At 67.2% G+C, this 15,921-nt stretch carries 12 protein-coding genes; 5 read left to right on the top strand and 7 right to left on the bottom strand.

The window, feature by feature from the left end:
• Window positions 1-13: 13 nt before the first annotated feature.
• The gene (locus tag FHP25_RS30590; RefSeq protein ID WP_147850788.1) at window positions 14-913 is read right to left on the bottom strand and encodes an SDR family oxidoreductase; all 900 of its coding nucleotides are present in this window, start codon (window positions 911-913) and stop codon (window positions 14-16) included.
• Window positions 914-1,212: 299 nt separating this feature from the next.
• Here FHP25_RS30590 and FHP25_RS30585 point away from each other — a divergent pair, with 299 nt between their 5' ends.
• A complete protein-coding gene (locus tag FHP25_RS30585) occupies window positions 1,213-1,449 on the top strand; it encodes a hypothetical protein (RefSeq protein WP_147850787.1) in 237 nt (78 codons plus the stop codon).
• 9 nt (window positions 1,450-1,458) lie between these two features.
• Here the strand turns inward: FHP25_RS30585 and FHP25_RS30580 are convergent, their stop codons facing one another.
• The 4 genes from FHP25_RS30580 to FHP25_RS30565 all read right to left on the bottom strand — a co-directional run bounded on the left by FHP25_RS30580 (window position 1,459) and on the right by FHP25_RS30565 (window position 7,187).
• The gene (locus tag FHP25_RS30580) at window positions 1,459-3,156 is read right to left on the bottom strand and encodes an acyl-CoA dehydrogenase family protein (RefSeq protein ID WP_147850786.1); all 1,698 of its coding nucleotides are present in this window, start codon (window positions 3,154-3,156) and stop codon (window positions 1,459-1,461) included.
• A gap of 42 nt (window positions 3,157-3,198) precedes the next feature.
• Window positions 3,199-4,488, bottom strand: a complete 1,290-nt coding sequence (gene ccrA / locus FHP25_RS30575) for a crotonyl-CoA carboxylase/reductase (RefSeq protein WP_147850785.1) — start codon at window positions 4,486-4,488, stop codon at window positions 3,199-3,201.
• Window positions 4,489-4,711: 223 nt separating this feature from the next.
• Complete coding sequence (locus FHP25_RS30570; protein ID WP_178133904.1) at window positions 4,712-5,839, bottom strand: M48 family metallopeptidase; 1,128 nt, start codon at window positions 5,837-5,839, stop codon at window positions 4,712-4,714.
• 7 nt (window positions 5,840-5,846) lie between these two features.
• Window positions 5,847-7,187: a YjgN family protein gene (locus FHP25_RS30565; protein ID WP_178133903.1), complete on the bottom strand. Its 1,341-nt coding sequence runs from the start codon at window positions 7,185-7,187 to the stop codon at window positions 5,847-5,849.
• Between the two features lie 355 nt (window positions 7,188-7,542).
• On the opposite strand from FHP25_RS30565, the gene FHP25_RS30560 reads away from it, so the two are divergent.
• Window positions 7,543-9,543, top strand: a complete 2,001-nt coding sequence (locus tag FHP25_RS30560; protein ID WP_147850782.1) for a protein meaA — start codon at window positions 7,543-7,545, stop codon at window positions 9,541-9,543.
• Window positions 9,544-9,577: 34 nt separating this feature from the next.
• Here FHP25_RS30560 and FHP25_RS30555 read toward each other — a convergent pair whose 3' ends face one another.
• Window positions 9,578-10,261 carry a TetR/AcrR family transcriptional regulator gene (locus tag FHP25_RS30555; RefSeq protein WP_178133902.1) on the bottom strand — a complete coding sequence of 228 codons (684 nt, stop codon included), beginning with the start codon at window positions 10,259-10,261 and terminating at the stop codon, window positions 9,578-9,580.
• 181 nt (window positions 10,262-10,442) lie between these two features.
• On the opposite strand from FHP25_RS30555, the gene FHP25_RS30550 reads away from it, so the two are divergent.
• Both FHP25_RS30550 and FHP25_RS30545 read left to right on the top strand, forming a co-directional pair.
• A complete protein-coding gene (locus tag FHP25_RS30550) occupies window positions 10,443-11,366 on the top strand; it encodes a TauD/TfdA dioxygenase family protein (protein ID WP_147850780.1) in 924 nt (307 codons plus the stop codon).
• A complete protein-coding gene (locus FHP25_RS30545; RefSeq protein WP_178133901.1) occupies window positions 11,363-12,328 on the top strand; it encodes a Bug family tripartite tricarboxylate transporter substrate binding protein in 966 nt (321 codons plus the stop codon). Before FHP25_RS30550 ends, FHP25_RS30545 begins: the two co-directional genes overlap by 4 nt.
• A gap of 39 nt (window positions 12,329-12,367) precedes the next feature.
• Here the strand turns inward: FHP25_RS30545 and FHP25_RS30540 are convergent, their stop codons facing one another.
• On the bottom strand, window positions 12,368-13,954 hold the full coding sequence (locus FHP25_RS30540; RefSeq protein WP_178133900.1) for an AMP-binding protein: 1,587 nt from the start codon (window positions 13,952-13,954) through the stop codon (window positions 12,368-12,370).
• A gap of 150 nt (window positions 13,955-14,104) precedes the next feature.
• On the opposite strand from FHP25_RS30540, the gene FHP25_RS30535 reads away from it, so the two are divergent.
• Window positions 14,105-15,706, top strand: coding sequence for a GMC family oxidoreductase (locus FHP25_RS30535; protein ID WP_147850777.1), 1,602 nt, complete (start codon window positions 14,105-14,107; stop codon window positions 15,704-15,706).
• The last annotated feature ends 215 nt before the right edge of the window (window positions 15,707-15,921 follow it).

Here is a 15,921-nt window from a genome sequence, read left to right as displayed (position 1 = left end):
CCGACCGGAAAAATCAATCCAGGTCGAGGCCATCCATGCCGGCGTTCTTGCGGGCGCGGGCCATCATGTCCTTGACGATCGGACCAAGCGTGGCCGGATCGGACACGGCATCGACCGTGGGGCCGCGATGCCAGCCTTCGGCGACGGCGATGATGCCGTTGCCGGCCTGGAAGACGCGGCCGGTGACGTCACCCGACTCCTCGCTCGCCAGCCACACGGCGATCGGCGCCACCCAGCGCGGGCTGCGCCGCTCGATGTCCTCGGGTGAGTACTGCCGCAGATCGGCGGTCATGCGGGTGTACGCCGACGGCGAGATGCAGTTCACCGTGACGCCGTAGCGGCGCATCTCGCGCGCGGCGATCACGGTCAGCGAGGCGATGCCGGCCTTGGCGGCGCCGTAGTTGGTCTGGCCGATATTGCCGTAGATGCCCGACACCGACGTGGTGTTGATCAGGCGCCCGTTCACCGGGGCGCCGGTCTCCTTGGCGCGGTCCCGCCAGTAGGCGCAGGCATGCCGCGCCGGCGCGAAGGTGCCCTTCAGGTGCACCTTGATCACCGCGTCCCACTCGGCCTCGCTCATGTTCACCAGCATGCGATCGCGCAGGATGCCGGCGTTGCTGATCACCACGTCGAGCTTGCCGTAGGTCTTCACGGCCTGGTCGATCATGTTCTTGGCGCCGTTCCAGTCGCTGACGTCGTCGCCATTGGCTACGGCCTCGCCGCCGGCCTTGCGGATCTCGTCGACCACCTGCTGCGCCGGCGACGTGTCCTTGCCCGTGCCGTCCGCTGCGCCTCCCAGGTCGTTGACGACCACCTTGGCGCCCTGCTCCGCCAGCATCAGCGCGTATTCCCGTCCGACGCCGCGCGCGCCGCCGGTTACGATGCAGACGCGACCTTCACACAGACCCGGCATGATTCCCTCCACGTGATCGGCCGGCAGGGCCTCGGCGCCCGCCCGCCACAACAGCGGGCGAGGCTACCAATCACATCGCTCGTCGCGGAACCGTTACCTCGCGATTGTTCCGCTCTCCGGTTCGACCCGGACCAGCCGGCCAGGACCGCCAACAATGCCGCAGGTGAGACAACCGCGGCACAAGCAGGCCGGTTTTGCGGCGGAACCAAGATATTTGACGGTGCGGCCCGGGCGGCAGGGATCACGGCCGTCAGCTGCACGTAAGAGCAGGCGAGACGGCCTCGAAAGAGGGCCACGCCATGCGCAGCCATTTCACCCGCATCCTAGCCGCTTCCGTGCTCGTGATCACAGGGCCAGGGTTGAGCGCCTGTGTTTCGGACGGCTATGACCGGCAGCCCCGCTACAGCTACGGCTACAATCCCGACTACAGCTATCGCTACAAGTCGTACGTCTACAACGACGGCTACTATCAGTCGCGCCGCTGGGTCGACCGCGACCGCGACGGCCGTCGCGACTGGTGGGAGTACCGCCGCTAGGAACCGTGCCTAATTGCGCCCCTCGATCAGGCCGCGGCAGACGACCTGGGCCTGGATCTCGGCGGCGCCCTCGAAGATGTTGAGGATGCGCGCGTCGCACAGCACGCGGCTGATCGGATACTCCTGGGCGTAGCCGTTGCCGCCATGGATCTGCAGCGCGTTGTCGGCATTGCTCCAGGCGACGCGCGCCGCCAGCAGCTTGGCCATGCCGGCCTCGATGTCGCAGCGGCGGTCGCTGTCCTTCTCGCGCGCCGAGAAATAGGTGAGCTGACGCGCGATCATGGTCTCGACCGCCATCCAGGCGATCTTGCCGGCCACCCGTGGGAAGGCGTAGATCGGCTTGCCGAACTGGAGGCGGTCCTTGGCATAGCGCAGGCCCAGCTCCATGGCGCACTGCGCTACGCCGACGGCGCGCGCCGCGGTCTGGATGCGCGCGCTTTCGAACGTGGCCATCAGCTGCTTGAAGCCGTTGCCTTCCTGGCCGCCCAGCAGGTTCTCGGCCGGCACCTCGAAGCCATCGAAGCCCAGCTCGTATTCCTTCATGCCGCGATAGCCCAGCACCTTGATCTCGCCGCCGGTCATGCCCTTGGCCGGGAACGGATTGTCCTCGCTGCCGCGCGGCTTCTCGGCCAGCAGCATCGACAGGCCCTGATAGCCCGGCTTGTCCGGATTGGTGCGCACCAGCAACGTCATGATGTCGGCGCGCGCGGCGTGGGTGATCCAGGTCTTGTTGCCCTGCACCTTGTAGACATCGCCGTCACGCGCGGCGCGGGTGCGCAGGCTGGCGAGGTCGGAACCCGTGTTGGGCTCGGTGAACACGGCCGTCGGCAGGATCTCGCCTTGCGCGATCCTGGCCAGGTATTTCTTCTTCTGCGCCTCGGTGCCGCCCGAGCGGATCAGCTCGCCCGCGATCTCCGAGCGCGTGCCCAAGGAGCCGACACCGATATAGCCGCGCGACAGCTCCTCGGTGACGACGCACATGGCGAGCTTGCCCATGCCCGAGCCGCCCCACTCCTCCGGGATGGTGAGGCCGAAGACACCCATCTCGGCCATCTTCTCGACCACCGGCAGCGGGATCAGCTCGTCCTTGAGGTGCCATTCATGAGCGTGCGGCAGCACCTCGTCGCCGACGAAGCGGCGGAACTGCTCGCGCACCATCTCGAGCGCCTCGTCATCGAGGCCGAGCGCGCCGAAGTCGCCGGTATCCAGCGAATCGGCCAGCAATGTCGCGATGCGCATCCGCACCGCGCCGCTGTTGCCGTGCGCCACGAGCTTGCGCACACCAGGCGTCTGCAGCGCCTGGACCTCGTCGTCCGACAGCCCGAGATCGGCGCCACGCACGACCTCGACCTGGCTCATGGCGATGCCGCCCGACAACTGGCCGAGGTACTCGCCGTAGGCGGCCTGCAGCAGCAACTTCTCCAGCTCACCCAGCCTGGAGCCTGCGGCCAGGGTCTCGGCCCAGCGGCGCATCTGCACCAGGCCGGCAACGTAGGTCGCGATCCAGGCATAGCCATGGGCCGCGAACTGCTCGCGCTCCAGCAGCTTGGCATCGACGCGGCCGGCGGGGGCGATCAGCCGGCGCACCGCCGCCTTGGCGGCGGCGTCGAAGGCGAGCGCCGCGCGCTCGGCTTCGGCGCACAGGGCGAGAAGATTGTCGAGGGCAAGCGTCGACGCGACCGCGTCGCGCTTTTCAGCGAGGGACATCACAGACTCCAGCGAATGACGACAGGCGGCAGGCGGCCGCCATCAATCCTCCAGCGCATCCTCAAGCGTGCGCAGGCCGGGCCGCTTGGCCGATACCAGCACGGCCATGTTCCCGGGCTTGTGCTGGTTCTTCCACATCTTGGTGTGGGCGCGTGGGATGTCCTCCCAGGCGAACACCTCGGACATGCACGGATCCAGCCGCCGCTCGATCACCAGCTGGTTGGCCTGGGCGGCCTGCAGCAGGTTGGCGAAGTGGCTGCCCTGGATGCGCTTCTGGCGCATCCACACGAAGCGCGCGTCGAAGGTCAGGTTGTAGCCGGTGGTGCCGGCGCAGAACACGACCATGCCGCCGCGCTTCACGATGAAGCAGGAGACCGGGAAGGTCTGCTCGCCGGGATGCTCGAAGACGAAGTCGACGTCGTTGCCCTTGCCGGTGACTTCCCAGATGGCAGCGCCGAACTTGCGCACCTTCTTCATGTACTCGGCATAGCCCTTGGTGTCGTCGACGTCGGGCAGCTGGCCCCAGCAGTCGAAGCTGTTGCGGATGATGACGCCCTTGGCGCCCAGGCTCATCACGAACTCGCGCTTGCTCTCGTCGCTGATCACGCCGATGGCGTTGGCGCCCGACACCGCGATCAGCTGGATCGCCATCGAGCCCAGGCCGCCGGCGGCGCCCCACACCAGCACGTTCTGGCCCGGCCGCAGGATGTGCGGGCGGTGGCCGAACAGCATGCGGTAGGCGGTGGCGAGCGTCAGCGTGTAGCAGGCGCTCTCTTCCCAGGTGAGGTGCTGCGGCCGCTTCATCAGCTGGCGCGCCTGCACGCGGCAGAACTGCGCGAAGGAGCCGTCCGGCGTCTCGTAGCCCCAGATGCGCTGCGAGGGCGAGAACATCGGGTCGCCGCCGTTGCACTCCTCGTCGTCGCCGTCGTCCTGGTTGCAGTGGACCACGACCTCGTCGCCCACCTTCCAGCGCTTCACCTTGGAACCGACGGCCCAGACGATGCCGGCGGCGTCAGAACCGGCGACATGGAACGGTGCCTTGTGGATATCGAACGGCGACACCGGCACGCCCAGGCCGGCCCAGACGCCGTTGTAGTTCACGCCGGCCGCCATCACGAGCACCAGCACCTCATCATCGCCGATGGCGTGGGTGGGCACGACCTCGAGCTGCATCGCCTGCTCGGGCGGTCCGTGACGGTCGCGCCGGATCGCCCAGGCGTACATCGACTTCGGCACGTGGCCCAGAGGTGGGATCTCGCCGACCTGGTAGAGATCCTTCTTCGGCTGTCCCGCCGTCGGGTGCGATGGAACGACGGCCAACGCTGCGGTCATATCTGGCCCCTGCGCTTCGAATGAATAACGTCTGTGGATTTGAACGGTTTCCCGTTAGCAGACGCAGCGTAATGGTGCGACGCACAAAGTCAATTTCTATTAGATCAACAGACCCGTTTGGTTAGAAAATTGCCACAACGGCGAAAATAAAATTCGCACGACTGCACTATAGCTGGCGCACCATGCCCGGCCGACCTACTGAAAGCTGAGGTAAAACAAGCGCCTAGCGACAAATTGCTCGCAGCGCCTGCCACTCCTGCGCGCTCAGCGCCGGCGCGCCGGTCGCAGGACGCTTGGTCGCCTCCAGGCGCTCCCGCGTCGGCGGGTGCGTGGACAAGATGCCAGCCTCCTCGGCGGCGTCGCGCGGCTTGGTCGAGCCGTTGCCGGGTGCCTTGCCCTTGTCACCCGGAGCCTGCTTGTTCTGCATTTCCAGCAGCTTGCCGAAGAAGGTCGACAGCCCGTCGGCGCGCATCCCGACCTTGTCCATCAGCTCCAGCGCCGTCTGGTCGGCCTCCCGCTCCGCGTCCCGGCTATGACGCAGGGCCAGCAGCACGCCACCGGCACCGCCCAGGGTGGCCACGTCAGACGAGTAGCCGCCGGTCACCAGCTTCAGCACCATATCGAAGCCATAGGCGCGCAGCAGGCCCTTCATGGAGTGGTGGTGCACCACGTGGCCAACCTCATGGGCGATCACGCCGGCCACCTCCGCCGGTCCCGAGGCCTTGTCGATCAGGCCGGAGAACACGATCAGCCGACCGCCGGGGACGGCGAACGCGTTGACGATCGGGTTCTGCACGACGCTGACATCGATGCGCCGCCGGTAGGAAGACGCATCCTGCAGGCGGTCGATCAGCGCCTGCAGCGCCTGCTGCCCTTCGGGACGCGTGCATTTGCGCATGTCGCTGGTCATCGCCGTCACGACCGAATCGCCCAGTGAGCGCTGCCAGACATAGGGCACGAACGGCGCCACCACGTTCGGCAGCTTCTCGGCAGCGAACGCCATGACGCCGACCGTGATCGCCAGCGCCGCCGCGACGCCGCCCAGGGCCGGCGCAATACGTGGCCGCCGACCGGTGGCGCGCGCCAGGTTGCCCCCCAGCTCGGCCAGCGACTGACGCAACGCCTCGTCCTCGATCGCCAGCCGGGTGCCGGGCTGCCGGGCACAGACCAGCAGCGCGTGCGGCTCGTGCTCGGCGTCCGATACCACCTCGATCTCGGCCGTGGGCCAGCGCACGACCACGCGCCCATCCGGCATCGTAGCGGCGAGTTCGGCCGGCGTCGCCTTCACGGTGACGATGTGAGCGACGGGGTGCAGGCCATCGTAGAAGCGGGCCGTCATGGGCGCGGTCATGGCAGGCTCACACGATTCCGGTGTCGAACAGGTCGAGCAGGCCTTCGCCGATCGCTGGCCCCTGCCCAAGCGCCTGGGCGACGGCCAGCGCGTCGACCTCGCCATAGATCCAGAGCTGGTCGGCGACCAGTCGTGCCGTGCGGTGCAGCACCCAGGGCCAGCCGATGCCGAAGGTGAATACCAGGATGATCCAGTTCAGCACCATGAAGCCCCACATCTGGCCCGTCGTCACGCCGCTCACGAACTGTATGCGGCCGAACCATGTCCGCGAGATGAGGTAGCGCAGCAGATAAGCCTGGTACCAGCAGCGCAGCGGCAGGATCACGAGGCCGATCAGCGAATAGACCGCCAGGGCCACCAGGATCATGATCACGATCACCAAGGGTGTCGGATGGGCAATCTTGTCGCCGATCGCCTCCCAGCCGCCGAAGCGATCGATGACGGCAGACAGCCCGCCGACGATCATCACGATGATGACGACCAGCACGATCCAGGCCAGGATGTTGAGGAAATAGAAGCCGATGAAGCGGCCGTAGATATCGCCGGCCTGCCCCGCGAAGCCGAAGCGCACGGTGCCGAATGTCAGGTTCTTCAGCCGATACCTGGCCAGCGCCATATCCAGGATCGGCGTCACCAGCTGGGCGCTCATGGCATTGAGCAGGCCCAACCCGACAGATATGCCGCCGAACTTCCAGGCCGACCCATCGAGGCCAGACCGGATGCCGCGCCAGCGCGTGCGTGTCAGCTTGTAGCGCAAGCCGGCATAGCGCCCGACCGCCAGCAGCGGGTAGCCGGCCAACAGCAGCAGCCAGGTCGCGGCATCACCGGCATCGACCTCCTGCAGCACGGTCTCGCGCGCGAACAGCCATAGCGCCCCCAGCACGATCCCGCCCACGACCATGAGGAAGCCGACGCCGGCGAGAAAGCCGAGAAACAGCTCGATACCGCGGCCGCGATACTCGAAGCGATCGCCGAACGCCTGGAAATGCGACCACAAATAGCGCCGCACGCGCGTGCGACCCCAGAAGCGATAGACGCCCAACGTCACCAGCGTCAGCAGCAGGCTGCGCAGATAAACCAAGTACAGCTCGCCTACCCTGCCGTCGTAGGTCAGCCGCACCGGCGGATTGACGTGGATCGGCGGCGCGTAAGCGACGGGAGCGCCATACGGCGGATAGCCGGGCGGCGCTGCGGCATGGCCGCCGGGTGCCGCATAGCCAGGCTGCGCATAAGGCTGCGTCGCTCCGGCCGGCGGGGGATATCCCGGTGGCGGCGCATGACTGGCCGGCGGCACGTAGTTCCGGGAAAAGCCCTGGCTATGCGCATAGCCGCCGTGATCTCGTGGCACGGGAGGCGTTGCCGGCGCCGGGCCCGGCTCTGCTGGCGCAGGAGTCAGCCATTGCGGTGCCGCGGTGGGCGCGGAACTGCCGGTAATGGAATCGGGGCGCTTGTCGGCGCCGGAAGCAGAATCGTCGTTCACGGATCTAGGCTCGCCCGGTCGTCCCCAACGATGATCGCGCCCCGGACCGACACGGATAGTGGTCGACTCACCCCGGCAAAGCCAACCCGATGGGCAGTGCGATAATGCCGGAATGCCCGAATTCAGGCAATTATCCATCGATCATGTTGCAACGCAACACGAATTCCCTTAGGCACGCGGGTTGCCCGGTCGATGCTTCGCCGGCCGCTTCAGGGATCGCCCCATGCCTGCCGATAACCAACCCACACCCAGCATCAAGCGCGACCGGCCCTGGCTGATCCGCACCTACTCCGGGCATTCGACGGCCAAGGTCTCGAACGCGCTCTACCGCACCAACCTGGCGCGGGGCCAGACCGGGCTCTCGATCGCCTTCGACCTGCCGACCCAGACCGGCTACGACAGCGACCATCCGCTTGCCAGGGGCGAGGTCGGCAAGGTCGGCGTGCCGGTTTCGCATCTCGGCGACATGCTGACGCTTCTGGACGGCATCCCGCTGGACCGCATGAACACGTCGATGACGATCAATGCGCCGGCGGCGTGGCTGCTGGCGTTGTACATCGCCGTCGCGGAGAAGCAAGGCGTGGCTCGTGCCAAGCTGCAGGGCACGACGCAGAACGACATCATCAAGGAGTACCTGTCGCGCGGCACCTACGTCTTTCCGCCCGAGCCGTCGCTGCGCCTCACCTCGGACACCATCGCCTTCACGGTGCGCGAGGTGCCCAAATGGAACCCGATGAACGTCTGCAGCTACCACCTGCAGGAGGCCGGCGCGACGCCGATGCAGGAGCTGGCCTACGCCCTGGCCGATGCGATCGCCGTGCTCGACACGGTGAAAGCCCGCGGCCAGGTCACGTCAGAAGAGTTCCCGCAGGTGGTGGGCCGCATCAGCTTCTTCTGCAATGCAGGCGTGCGCTTCGTCACCGAGCTTTGCAAGATGCGCGCCTTCGCCGAGCTGTGGGATGAGCTGACGCGCGAGCGCTATGGCGTCACCGACCCCAAGATGCGGCTGTTCCGCTACGGTGTGCAGGTCAACTCGCTGGGGCTGACCGAGCAGCAGCCGGAGAACAACGTCTACCGCATCCTGCTCGAGATGCTGGCGGTGGTACTGTCCAAGAACGCGCGCGCCCGCTCGGTGCAGCTGCCGGCATGGAACGAGGCGCTGGGCCTGCCGCGGCCGTGGGACCAGCAATGGTCGCTGCGCCTGCAGCAGATCGTGGCGCACGAGACCGACCTGCTGGAGTTCGGCGACATCTTCGACGGCAGCACCGAGATCGAGCGCAAGGTCACCGAGCTGAAGGCGGAGACGCGGGCGGAGCTGGCGCGCATCGACGACATGGGCGGCGCCATTGCCGCCGTCGAGGCCGGCTACATGAAGCAGCGGCTGGTCGAGTCGAACCTCAAGCGCATCGCCGCGATCGAATCGGGAGCGCAAACCGTGATCGGCGTCAATGCCTTCACCGAGGGCGAGCCCAGCCCATTGTCGGCCGGCGAAGCCGCGATCCAGACCGTCGACGCCGCCGTCGAGCGCGAGCAGATCGAGCAGCTCAACGCGTGGCGCGCGCAGCGCGACGCCAGGCAGGCTGACGCGGCACTGGTGGCGCTGCGGGACGCGGCCAAGGAAGGCCGCAACATCATGGAGCCCTCGATCGCCTGCGCCCATGCCGGCGTCACCACCGGCGAGTGGGGCCAGGCCCTGCGCGAGATCTTCGGCGAATACCGTGCACCCACCGGTGTGGGCCGTGCCGCCGGCGCCGGCAGCGACCGGCTGGAACCCGTGCGCCGAGAGGTCGAGCGCGTGTCGCGCAAGCTCGGTCGGCGGCTGAAGATGCTGGTCGGCAAGCCGGGCCTCGACGGCCACAGCAACGGTGCGGAGCAGATCGCGGTGCGCGCCCGCGATTGCGGCATGGAGGTCGTTTACGAAGGCATCCGGCTGACCCCGGCGCGCATCGTCAATGCCGCGCTCGAGGAAGGCGTGCACGTGGTCGGCCTGTCGATCCTGTCGGGCAGCCACGTGCCGCTGGTAGGCGAGGTGATGGAAGGCATGCGCAGCTCGGGCATCGCCGACGTGCCGGTTGTGGTCGGCGGGATCATCCCACCCGAGGACGCCGCGGTGCTGCTCAAGTCGGGCGTGGCGCGCGTCTACACGCCCAAGGACTTCGATATCACCGCCATCATGCGCGACATCGTGACGGTGGTCGACGGCGCGGGACAGAAAGCGGCGTAGCGAGAGCCATTCGTCGCCCCGGTGGGATCGGCCGTCAGCCGAGGGTCTGCTTCCCTTGCGAAGCAGGCTCGGCAACCTCCAGCCGACGCTTGACCTGATCGGATACCGGCGCGGCCAGCGCGCCCACGGTCATGTCGATGAGATTTTCGACCGCGCGTGACATGTCGAACCCGCGGCTCTGTCGGACCTTGCGTGCCTTGATCCGCTCGAAATCCGCCAGGCTGAAGGTGATCAACGCGATGCCGGTAAGATATCTCTGGCGCAGCAACGCTGGCGGCAGCCGGGGCAGCGCCTGCTCCAGCTTCGAATAGACGCGCCGGAAGCCTCCCTGCGCCTCCTCGCTGGCATGCGCGATGAGGTCGATGTCCGGGTGTATCTGGGCGGCTGCCAGGAAGCGGTTGTAGTAATTGTCCGGCCGCGGCGAGAGCAGCCCGTGCGCGAGCGGCCTCACCAGCGCCTCCACTGCGGCCCGCAGGTCCGTCCGGCCTTCCGTTTCGCAGCGGTCCAGATAGTCATTCCGCAGCGCATCCACCTCCCGCATCCGATATCGGATGATGGCGTCGAGCAGCGCGTCCTTCGAGCCAAAGTGGTAGTGCAGGGCGGAATTGTTCTTCTGGTCCGCCTCGCGGGCGATCTCGCGCAAGGAGACGCCGTCCAGGCCGCGCTCGGCATACAAGCGCTCAGCCGTCAGCAGGAGGATGTCGGAACTGTTGGGCACCGAGCGCTGTTGCGCCTTCGCAATGCGCGCAGCGGTGCGTTTGCTGGTCCCAGGCCTTGCCATGTCGGCGAAAGCTAGCTTGCAGGAGAGGAAGGAGCAAGCACTTGCAGATTTAAGTCACATGCTTGACAATTATTAAGTCGACTGCTTTATCATCCGCATCGTCGAGACCGGGATTGGGATGGTGGACATGCCGGACGGAATCAGCATCGATCCTGTTTCGCCTGCGCTCGGAGCGGAGATTCACGGCATCGACCTTGAAACGGCGGCCGACAATCCGGTGCTGATCGCAGCCGTTCGGCAAGCCTTGCTGAAGCACAAGGTGCTGTTCTTCCGGGACCAGGACATCTCGGCCAGGGCGCATGTCGCGTTTGCGCGCTCCTTCGGGGAGCTGGAGGTCCATCCGGTCCTTCGCCACCATCCTGATCATGCCGAGCTCGTGCTGCTGGAACGCGGCAACCGACGCCCCGCCAACGAGAACATCTTCCACGCAGACACCACGTGGCGCGAGACGCCTTCGATGGGCTCGATCCTGCGCTGCGTCGAATGCCCGCCAGTAGGCGGCGATACGATCTGGGTGAACATGGCGCTCGCCTACGAGCGGCTTCCCGACCGGATCAAGTCGGTCTGCGATGGTCTTTACGCGATGCACGACATCGCGCACGCGTTCGGCGGCGACGACACCGTGGAGAAGCGGCGCGCCCTGAGCGGAGAGTTTCCGGCGCAGGAGCATCCCGTCATCGCCGTGCATCCCGAGACCGGCGAGAAGATCCTGAACGTCAACCAGGGTTTCACCACACACTTCACCAACTACACGCAGAAGCGCGAGCGCAGCATCGGCGCGGATTTCGCGCTCGCGGCGAACAGCCTCATGAACTACCTGTTCTCCCAGGCGGCGCAGCCCGAGTTCCAGGTGAGGCTGCGATGGAAGCCGAACACGATTGCATTCTGGGACAATCGCGCGACGCAGCATTACGCAGTGCAGGACTACTATCCGGCGACGCGCAGGATGGCCCGCGCCACCATCATCGGCGACAGGGTGCGTGGCGTGCAGGACAGCCAGGACGACAGGATTCGCGTCGCCGCCGCAAGGGGGGCCCCATGAAGCGAAGGAAGCTCGTCATCGGTGCCGCTGTCGGCATGGGGCTCGTGGCCTCGCGCGGGCTGCATGCCCAGCAGGACACCCTGCTCACGATCGTCGGCCCGTTCGGTCCGGGCGGCGTGAACGACATCGTAGCCCGGATGTATGCGAACAAGGCCGCGCCGATACTGAAGCGGACCATCATCGTCGCCAACAAACCGGGTGCCGGCGGACAGATCGCGGCGCAGACGGTCTTGCGCGGGAATCCCGAGGCGTCGTTGCTCGTGGCGAGCAATACCTTCCTCATCGCCGCACATGTGTACAAGAACGCCGGCTACGACCCCATCGGCGACTTCACCCCGATCACGCCGTTGTTCACGACGTCGGCCGTCTGGGTGGTGCGCGCGGACCACCCCCTTAAAAGCCTGCAGGATCTCGTGCGCTATGCCAAGAGCAATCCCGGCAAGCTTTCGTATGCCACGAACGGGGTCGGCACGTACTCGCACCTGCAGATGGAGATGTTCAAGAAGCGGCACGATATCGACCTCACCCACGTGCCGTTCCGCAGCCTGCCCGAAGGAAGCCTGGCGGTGATGCGCGGGGACGTGGATGTCGCGGTCGACACGCCCTTCGCCGTCGCCGCGCGCGTCAAATCGGGCAGCCTGCGTCCGCTCGCCGTGTTCGGGCCACGACGGGAGGAAGCCTTTCCCGACGCCCCGACCGCCGACGAGGCCGGGTTCGGAGAGCCCAATCCGCTGACCATCTTCTGCGGGTTGGTCGCGCCGTCACGTGCGCCAGCTGCCTTTGTGGAAGGCCTGAGGGAGGGCAGCCGGCAGGCCATCAAGGATCCGGAATTCGTAGCGCAGCTGCGCTCGGGCGGCGTTTCGCCCCTGGACGTCTCGGCCAAGGATTTGCGCGAGATCATGACCATGCAGAATGGGCGCTACGCCGAACTGATCGGTTCGCTGGGCATCTCCCTGACCTGAATCCGCCGCGAGGTCCGCCGCTCGTCTTGCGGCTGTCGTTCATGGCCGCGATGGCGTATCACGGTCCCACGCCTGCTCCGGTCCCCGCTTGCGCAGAACGGCGCGTTGCACCTTGCCGGTCGCCGTCTTCGGCAGCTCTGACATGAACTCGACATAGCGGGGCGCGGCGAAGCGCGGCAGCACCTTGTCGGCGTGCTCGATCACGGCTTCGGCTGTCAACGTTGCACCGGCCGCCGGCACGATCGCCAGCATCAGCTCGTCCTCGCCGCCAGGGATGCTGGAGGGAACCGCGAAGGCGGCGACCTCGCCGGCGCCCGGCATCTGGCTGATCGCGGATTCGACCTCGCTGGCCGCGATGTTTTCGCCGCGGCGACGGATCGTGTCCTTGATGCGGTCGACGAACGTCACCAACCCATCGGCGTCCATCGTGGCCGCATCGCCAGTATGGAACCAGAGGTTCCGCCACGCCTCCACCGTACGGTCCGGCATGTTGTGGTAGCCGACCATGAAGCAGAACGGCACTTTCGGCCGCACCAGGATCTCACCCAGCTGGCCCGGTGGAACGGCGCGATCGGTTTCCGGATCCGCCACGACGACCTCGAAGTGCTCACGATCGACCCAGCCTGCCGCACCGGGTCGCGACTGCCCGACCCGTCCCCACACGGGGATGTTCACCTCGGTCATGCCGAAGCCGGAGAACACGTCGCGGATCCCGAAGCGCTCGCGGAAGGCGGCTTCATGCTCCGGCAGGTTGGGGGCGTTGCAGAGCGCCCGCAGTCCGTGCTGCGCGTCGTCGTCGCGCCGCGGCTGCGCCAGCACGAAAGCCGCCAGCGCACCCAGCGCATTGGTAACCGTGCAGCCGTACCGGCGGACATCGTTCAGCCACTCCGAGGCGCTGAACCGCTGGCGAACCACGGCCGGGATGCCGAGCTGGAGCGTGGCGCCCAGCTGCATCAGCAGGCCATTGGCGTGGAACAGCGGCAGCGTGATGTAGAAGCGATCGTCGTGGGTCAGCTGCATGGCCCGGATCTGCCCCATGCCGTAGAGCGCACAATGGGCATGCGGCATCAGCACGCCCTTGGACGGGCCGCTGGTGCCGGAGGTGTACATCACGCAAGCGATGTCCTCGCCGCGCGGCAACGGTCCATCGTATGGCGCCGCCGTTCGCCAGCCCTCCCAGCTCAGACGCTGCGGCCTGGCGGATGCCGGGCCGGAAGCGCTGCCGGGGACGAGAAGCCGCTTCAGCGTTTCCACATGCGGCGCCGCCTCCACGATCGCATCCACGAGGGACGCATCGACGATCACCAGATCGGCGCCGCAATTGCGCAACTGATGCTGCAGGAACGCGCCGCGCAGCTCGTTGTTCAGCATGACGGCGACGGCGCCCAGCGTGCCGATCCCGAGCCAGGCGCGCACGAGATCGACGCTGTTGGGCATCATCAGGCCCACCATGTCACCGGGCTTGACGCCCAGGCCGGCCAGGTAGCCCGCCACCCGGCGGACATCCGCTGCAGCGTCGCCGAACGTCAGGCTGTCGCCGCCGACAATCGTGACCCAAGGCGCCGCTGGCCGCAGCCGCCCCTGCTCGGCCAGGATCCGTGGCAGCACCCAATCGGTTGGGTTCATCGATGGGGTCTGCGTCATCATACACCTCCCTGGCCGCTTCCCTGGTTTTACGCGACAACAGCGGCCGCAGCCACCGAGTCAGTTGATCTGGTAGACCCTCCTCGACCGCACCGTGCATAGTGCGCCGGCAGCGATGCCGATGGAGTGGCAATGAACGACGTCGACTACGTCATCGTGGGTGCCGGTGCCGCGGGCTGCGTGCTGGCCAACCGGCTGACAGCCTCCGGCAAGCACCGTGTCGCCGTGCTCGAGGCCGGCGGCCCTGACCGCCACATCTGGATCAAGGTCCCGGCGGGCTTCAACAAGACCGTCTACAATCCCAAGCTCAACTGGGGCTACGAGACGGCGCCCGGCCCGCACATCGATGGCCGCAAGATCACCTTCCCGCGCGGCAAGGTGCTGGGCGGCTCGGGCTCGATCAACGGCCATCTCTACGTCCGCGGCCAGGCGGCCGACTACGACACCTGGGCCCAGCTCGGCTGCCGCGGCTGGTCATGGACCGATGTGCTGCCCTACTTCAAGCGCGCCGAACGTCGGGTCGGCGGCGAGGATGCGGTGCGCGGCCGCGACGGTCCGCTTTTCATCGAGGACCAGCGCGAGCCGCATCCGCTGAGCGACGCCTACATTGCGGCCAACGAGGCGCTCGGGCTGAAGCGCACGCCCGACTACAATTGCGGCGACCAGGAAGGCACCTTCCTCTACCAGCAGATGATGCGCGGCGGCCGCCGCTGGAGCCCGGCCGACGCCTATCTGCGGCCGGCCCTGTCGCGGCCCAACCTGCGCGTGATCCAGTGGGCCCTGGCCGAACGCATCCTGTTCGACGGCAGGCGGGCCACGGGCGTGCGCTATCGCGGCCGCGATGGCCGTCAGGAGACGCTGCGGGCGGCACGCAGCGTCATCCTGTGCGGCGGCAGCATCAACACGCCGCACCTGCTGCAGATCTCCGGCGTGGGCGAGCCGGCATGGCTCAAGGCGTTCGGCGGCGACGTCATCCATGCTCTGCCCGGCGTCGGCCGCAATTTCCGCGACCATTACGCCGTGCGGGTCTCGGCCCTGGTCAAGGGTGCCGGCTCGCTCAACGAGCGCTCGCATGGCTTGCGGCTGATGGGCGAGGTGCTGCGCTACGCCGTCAGCCGCAAGGGCCTGCTGGCCGCCAGCCCCTCGCATGCCGGCGGCTACTTGCGGACCCGGCCGGGCTTGGAGACGCCCGACATGCAGCTCTACTTCGCGCCGGCCAGCTATGCCGGCGGCCGCTATGGCACCGCCGTCCTCGACACCAGGCCCGGCATGACCCTGGGCGCCTCGCAGCTTCGTCCCGAAAGCGTCGGCCATGTGAAGGCGCTGAGCGGCGATGCGACGGAAAAGCCGGAGATCCAGCCCAACTACCTCGCCGACCAGATCGATCGCGACGCGCTGCTGGCGGCGATGCGGTACCTGCGCAAGCTGCTGACGACACGACCGCTTGCCGACCACGTCGTTCACGAGAACTTCCCGGGCCCGGACGTGAACAGCGACGACGAGCTGATGGCCCACGCCCGGGCCACCGGCTCGACGACCTATCATCCGGTCGGCACCTGCAAGATCGGCACCGACCCCATGGCCGTGGTCGATCCGGCATCGATGCGCGTGATCGGGCTGCAGGGCCTGCACGTGGCCGATGCCTCGGTGATGCCGACCATGGTGTCGGGCAACACCTATGCCGCCACCAACATGATCGCGGAGAAGGCCTCGGACCTGATCCCGACGACATGACGGGTTGCGCGGCGCGGCGCTTCGTGGCATGTGCCCGCCCCATGACTGACGCGCTGCGCCCGAGCCGGACTCTTTGGTGGCGCTCCTTCTAGTACCTGTGCCCAGAGATTATGACTCTTTGGCTGCGTCTGGATAGGCGCGAGCGAGCTTTGTGCGAGCGCGTTGGGTGGTGAACATCCATTTGATGCGAGCGGCTGTCGCGTTTCGCTGGCGCT

Source organism: Vineibacter terrae, from assembly GCF_008039615.1.
In the GTDB taxonomy this organism is placed as follows: Bacteria; Pseudomonadota; Alphaproteobacteria; order Reyranellales; family Reyranellaceae; genus Vineibacter; species Vineibacter terrae.
The sequence above is the reverse complement of the archived record's forward strand: the minus strand, read 5'-3'. Positions and strand labels throughout refer to the sequence as shown.

Bases quoted from the DNA above. Each gene is read 5' to 3' on its own strand.
- FHP25_RS30590 (WP_147850788.1), bottom strand. From the start codon at position 913: ATGCCGGGTCTGTGTGAAGGTCGCGTCTGCATCGTAACCGGCGGCGCG.
- FHP25_RS30585 (WP_147850787.1), top strand. From the start codon at position 1,213: ATGCGCAGCCATTTCACCCGCATCCTAGCCGCTTCCGTGCTCGTGATC.
- FHP25_RS30580 (WP_147850786.1), bottom strand. From the start codon at position 3,156: ATGTCCCTCGCTGAAAAGCGCGACGCGGTCGCGTCGACGCTTGCCCTC.
- ccrA (WP_147850785.1), bottom strand. From the start codon at position 4,488: ATGACCGCAGCGTTGGCCGTCGTTCCATCGCACCCGACGGCGGGACAG.
- FHP25_RS30570 (WP_178133904.1), bottom strand. From the start codon at position 5,839: ATGACCGCGCCCATGACGGCCCGCTTCTACGATGGCCTGCACCCCGTC.
- FHP25_RS30560 (WP_147850782.1), top strand. From the start codon at position 7,543: ATGCCTGCCGATAACCAACCCACACCCAGCATCAAGCGCGACCGGCCC.
- FHP25_RS30550 (WP_147850780.1), top strand. From the start codon at position 10,443: ATGGTGGACATGCCGGACGGAATCAGCATCGATCCTGTTTCGCCTGCG.
- FHP25_RS30545 (WP_178133901.1), top strand. From the start codon at position 11,363: ATGAAGCGAAGGAAGCTCGTCATCGGTGCCGCTGTCGGCATGGGGCTC.
- FHP25_RS30540 (WP_178133900.1), bottom strand. From the start codon at position 13,954: ATGAACCCAACCGATTGGGTGCTGCCACGGATCCTGGCCGAGCAGGGG.
- FHP25_RS30535 (WP_147850777.1), top strand. From the start codon at position 14,105: ATGAACGACGTCGACTACGTCATCGTGGGTGCCGGTGCCGCGGGCTGC.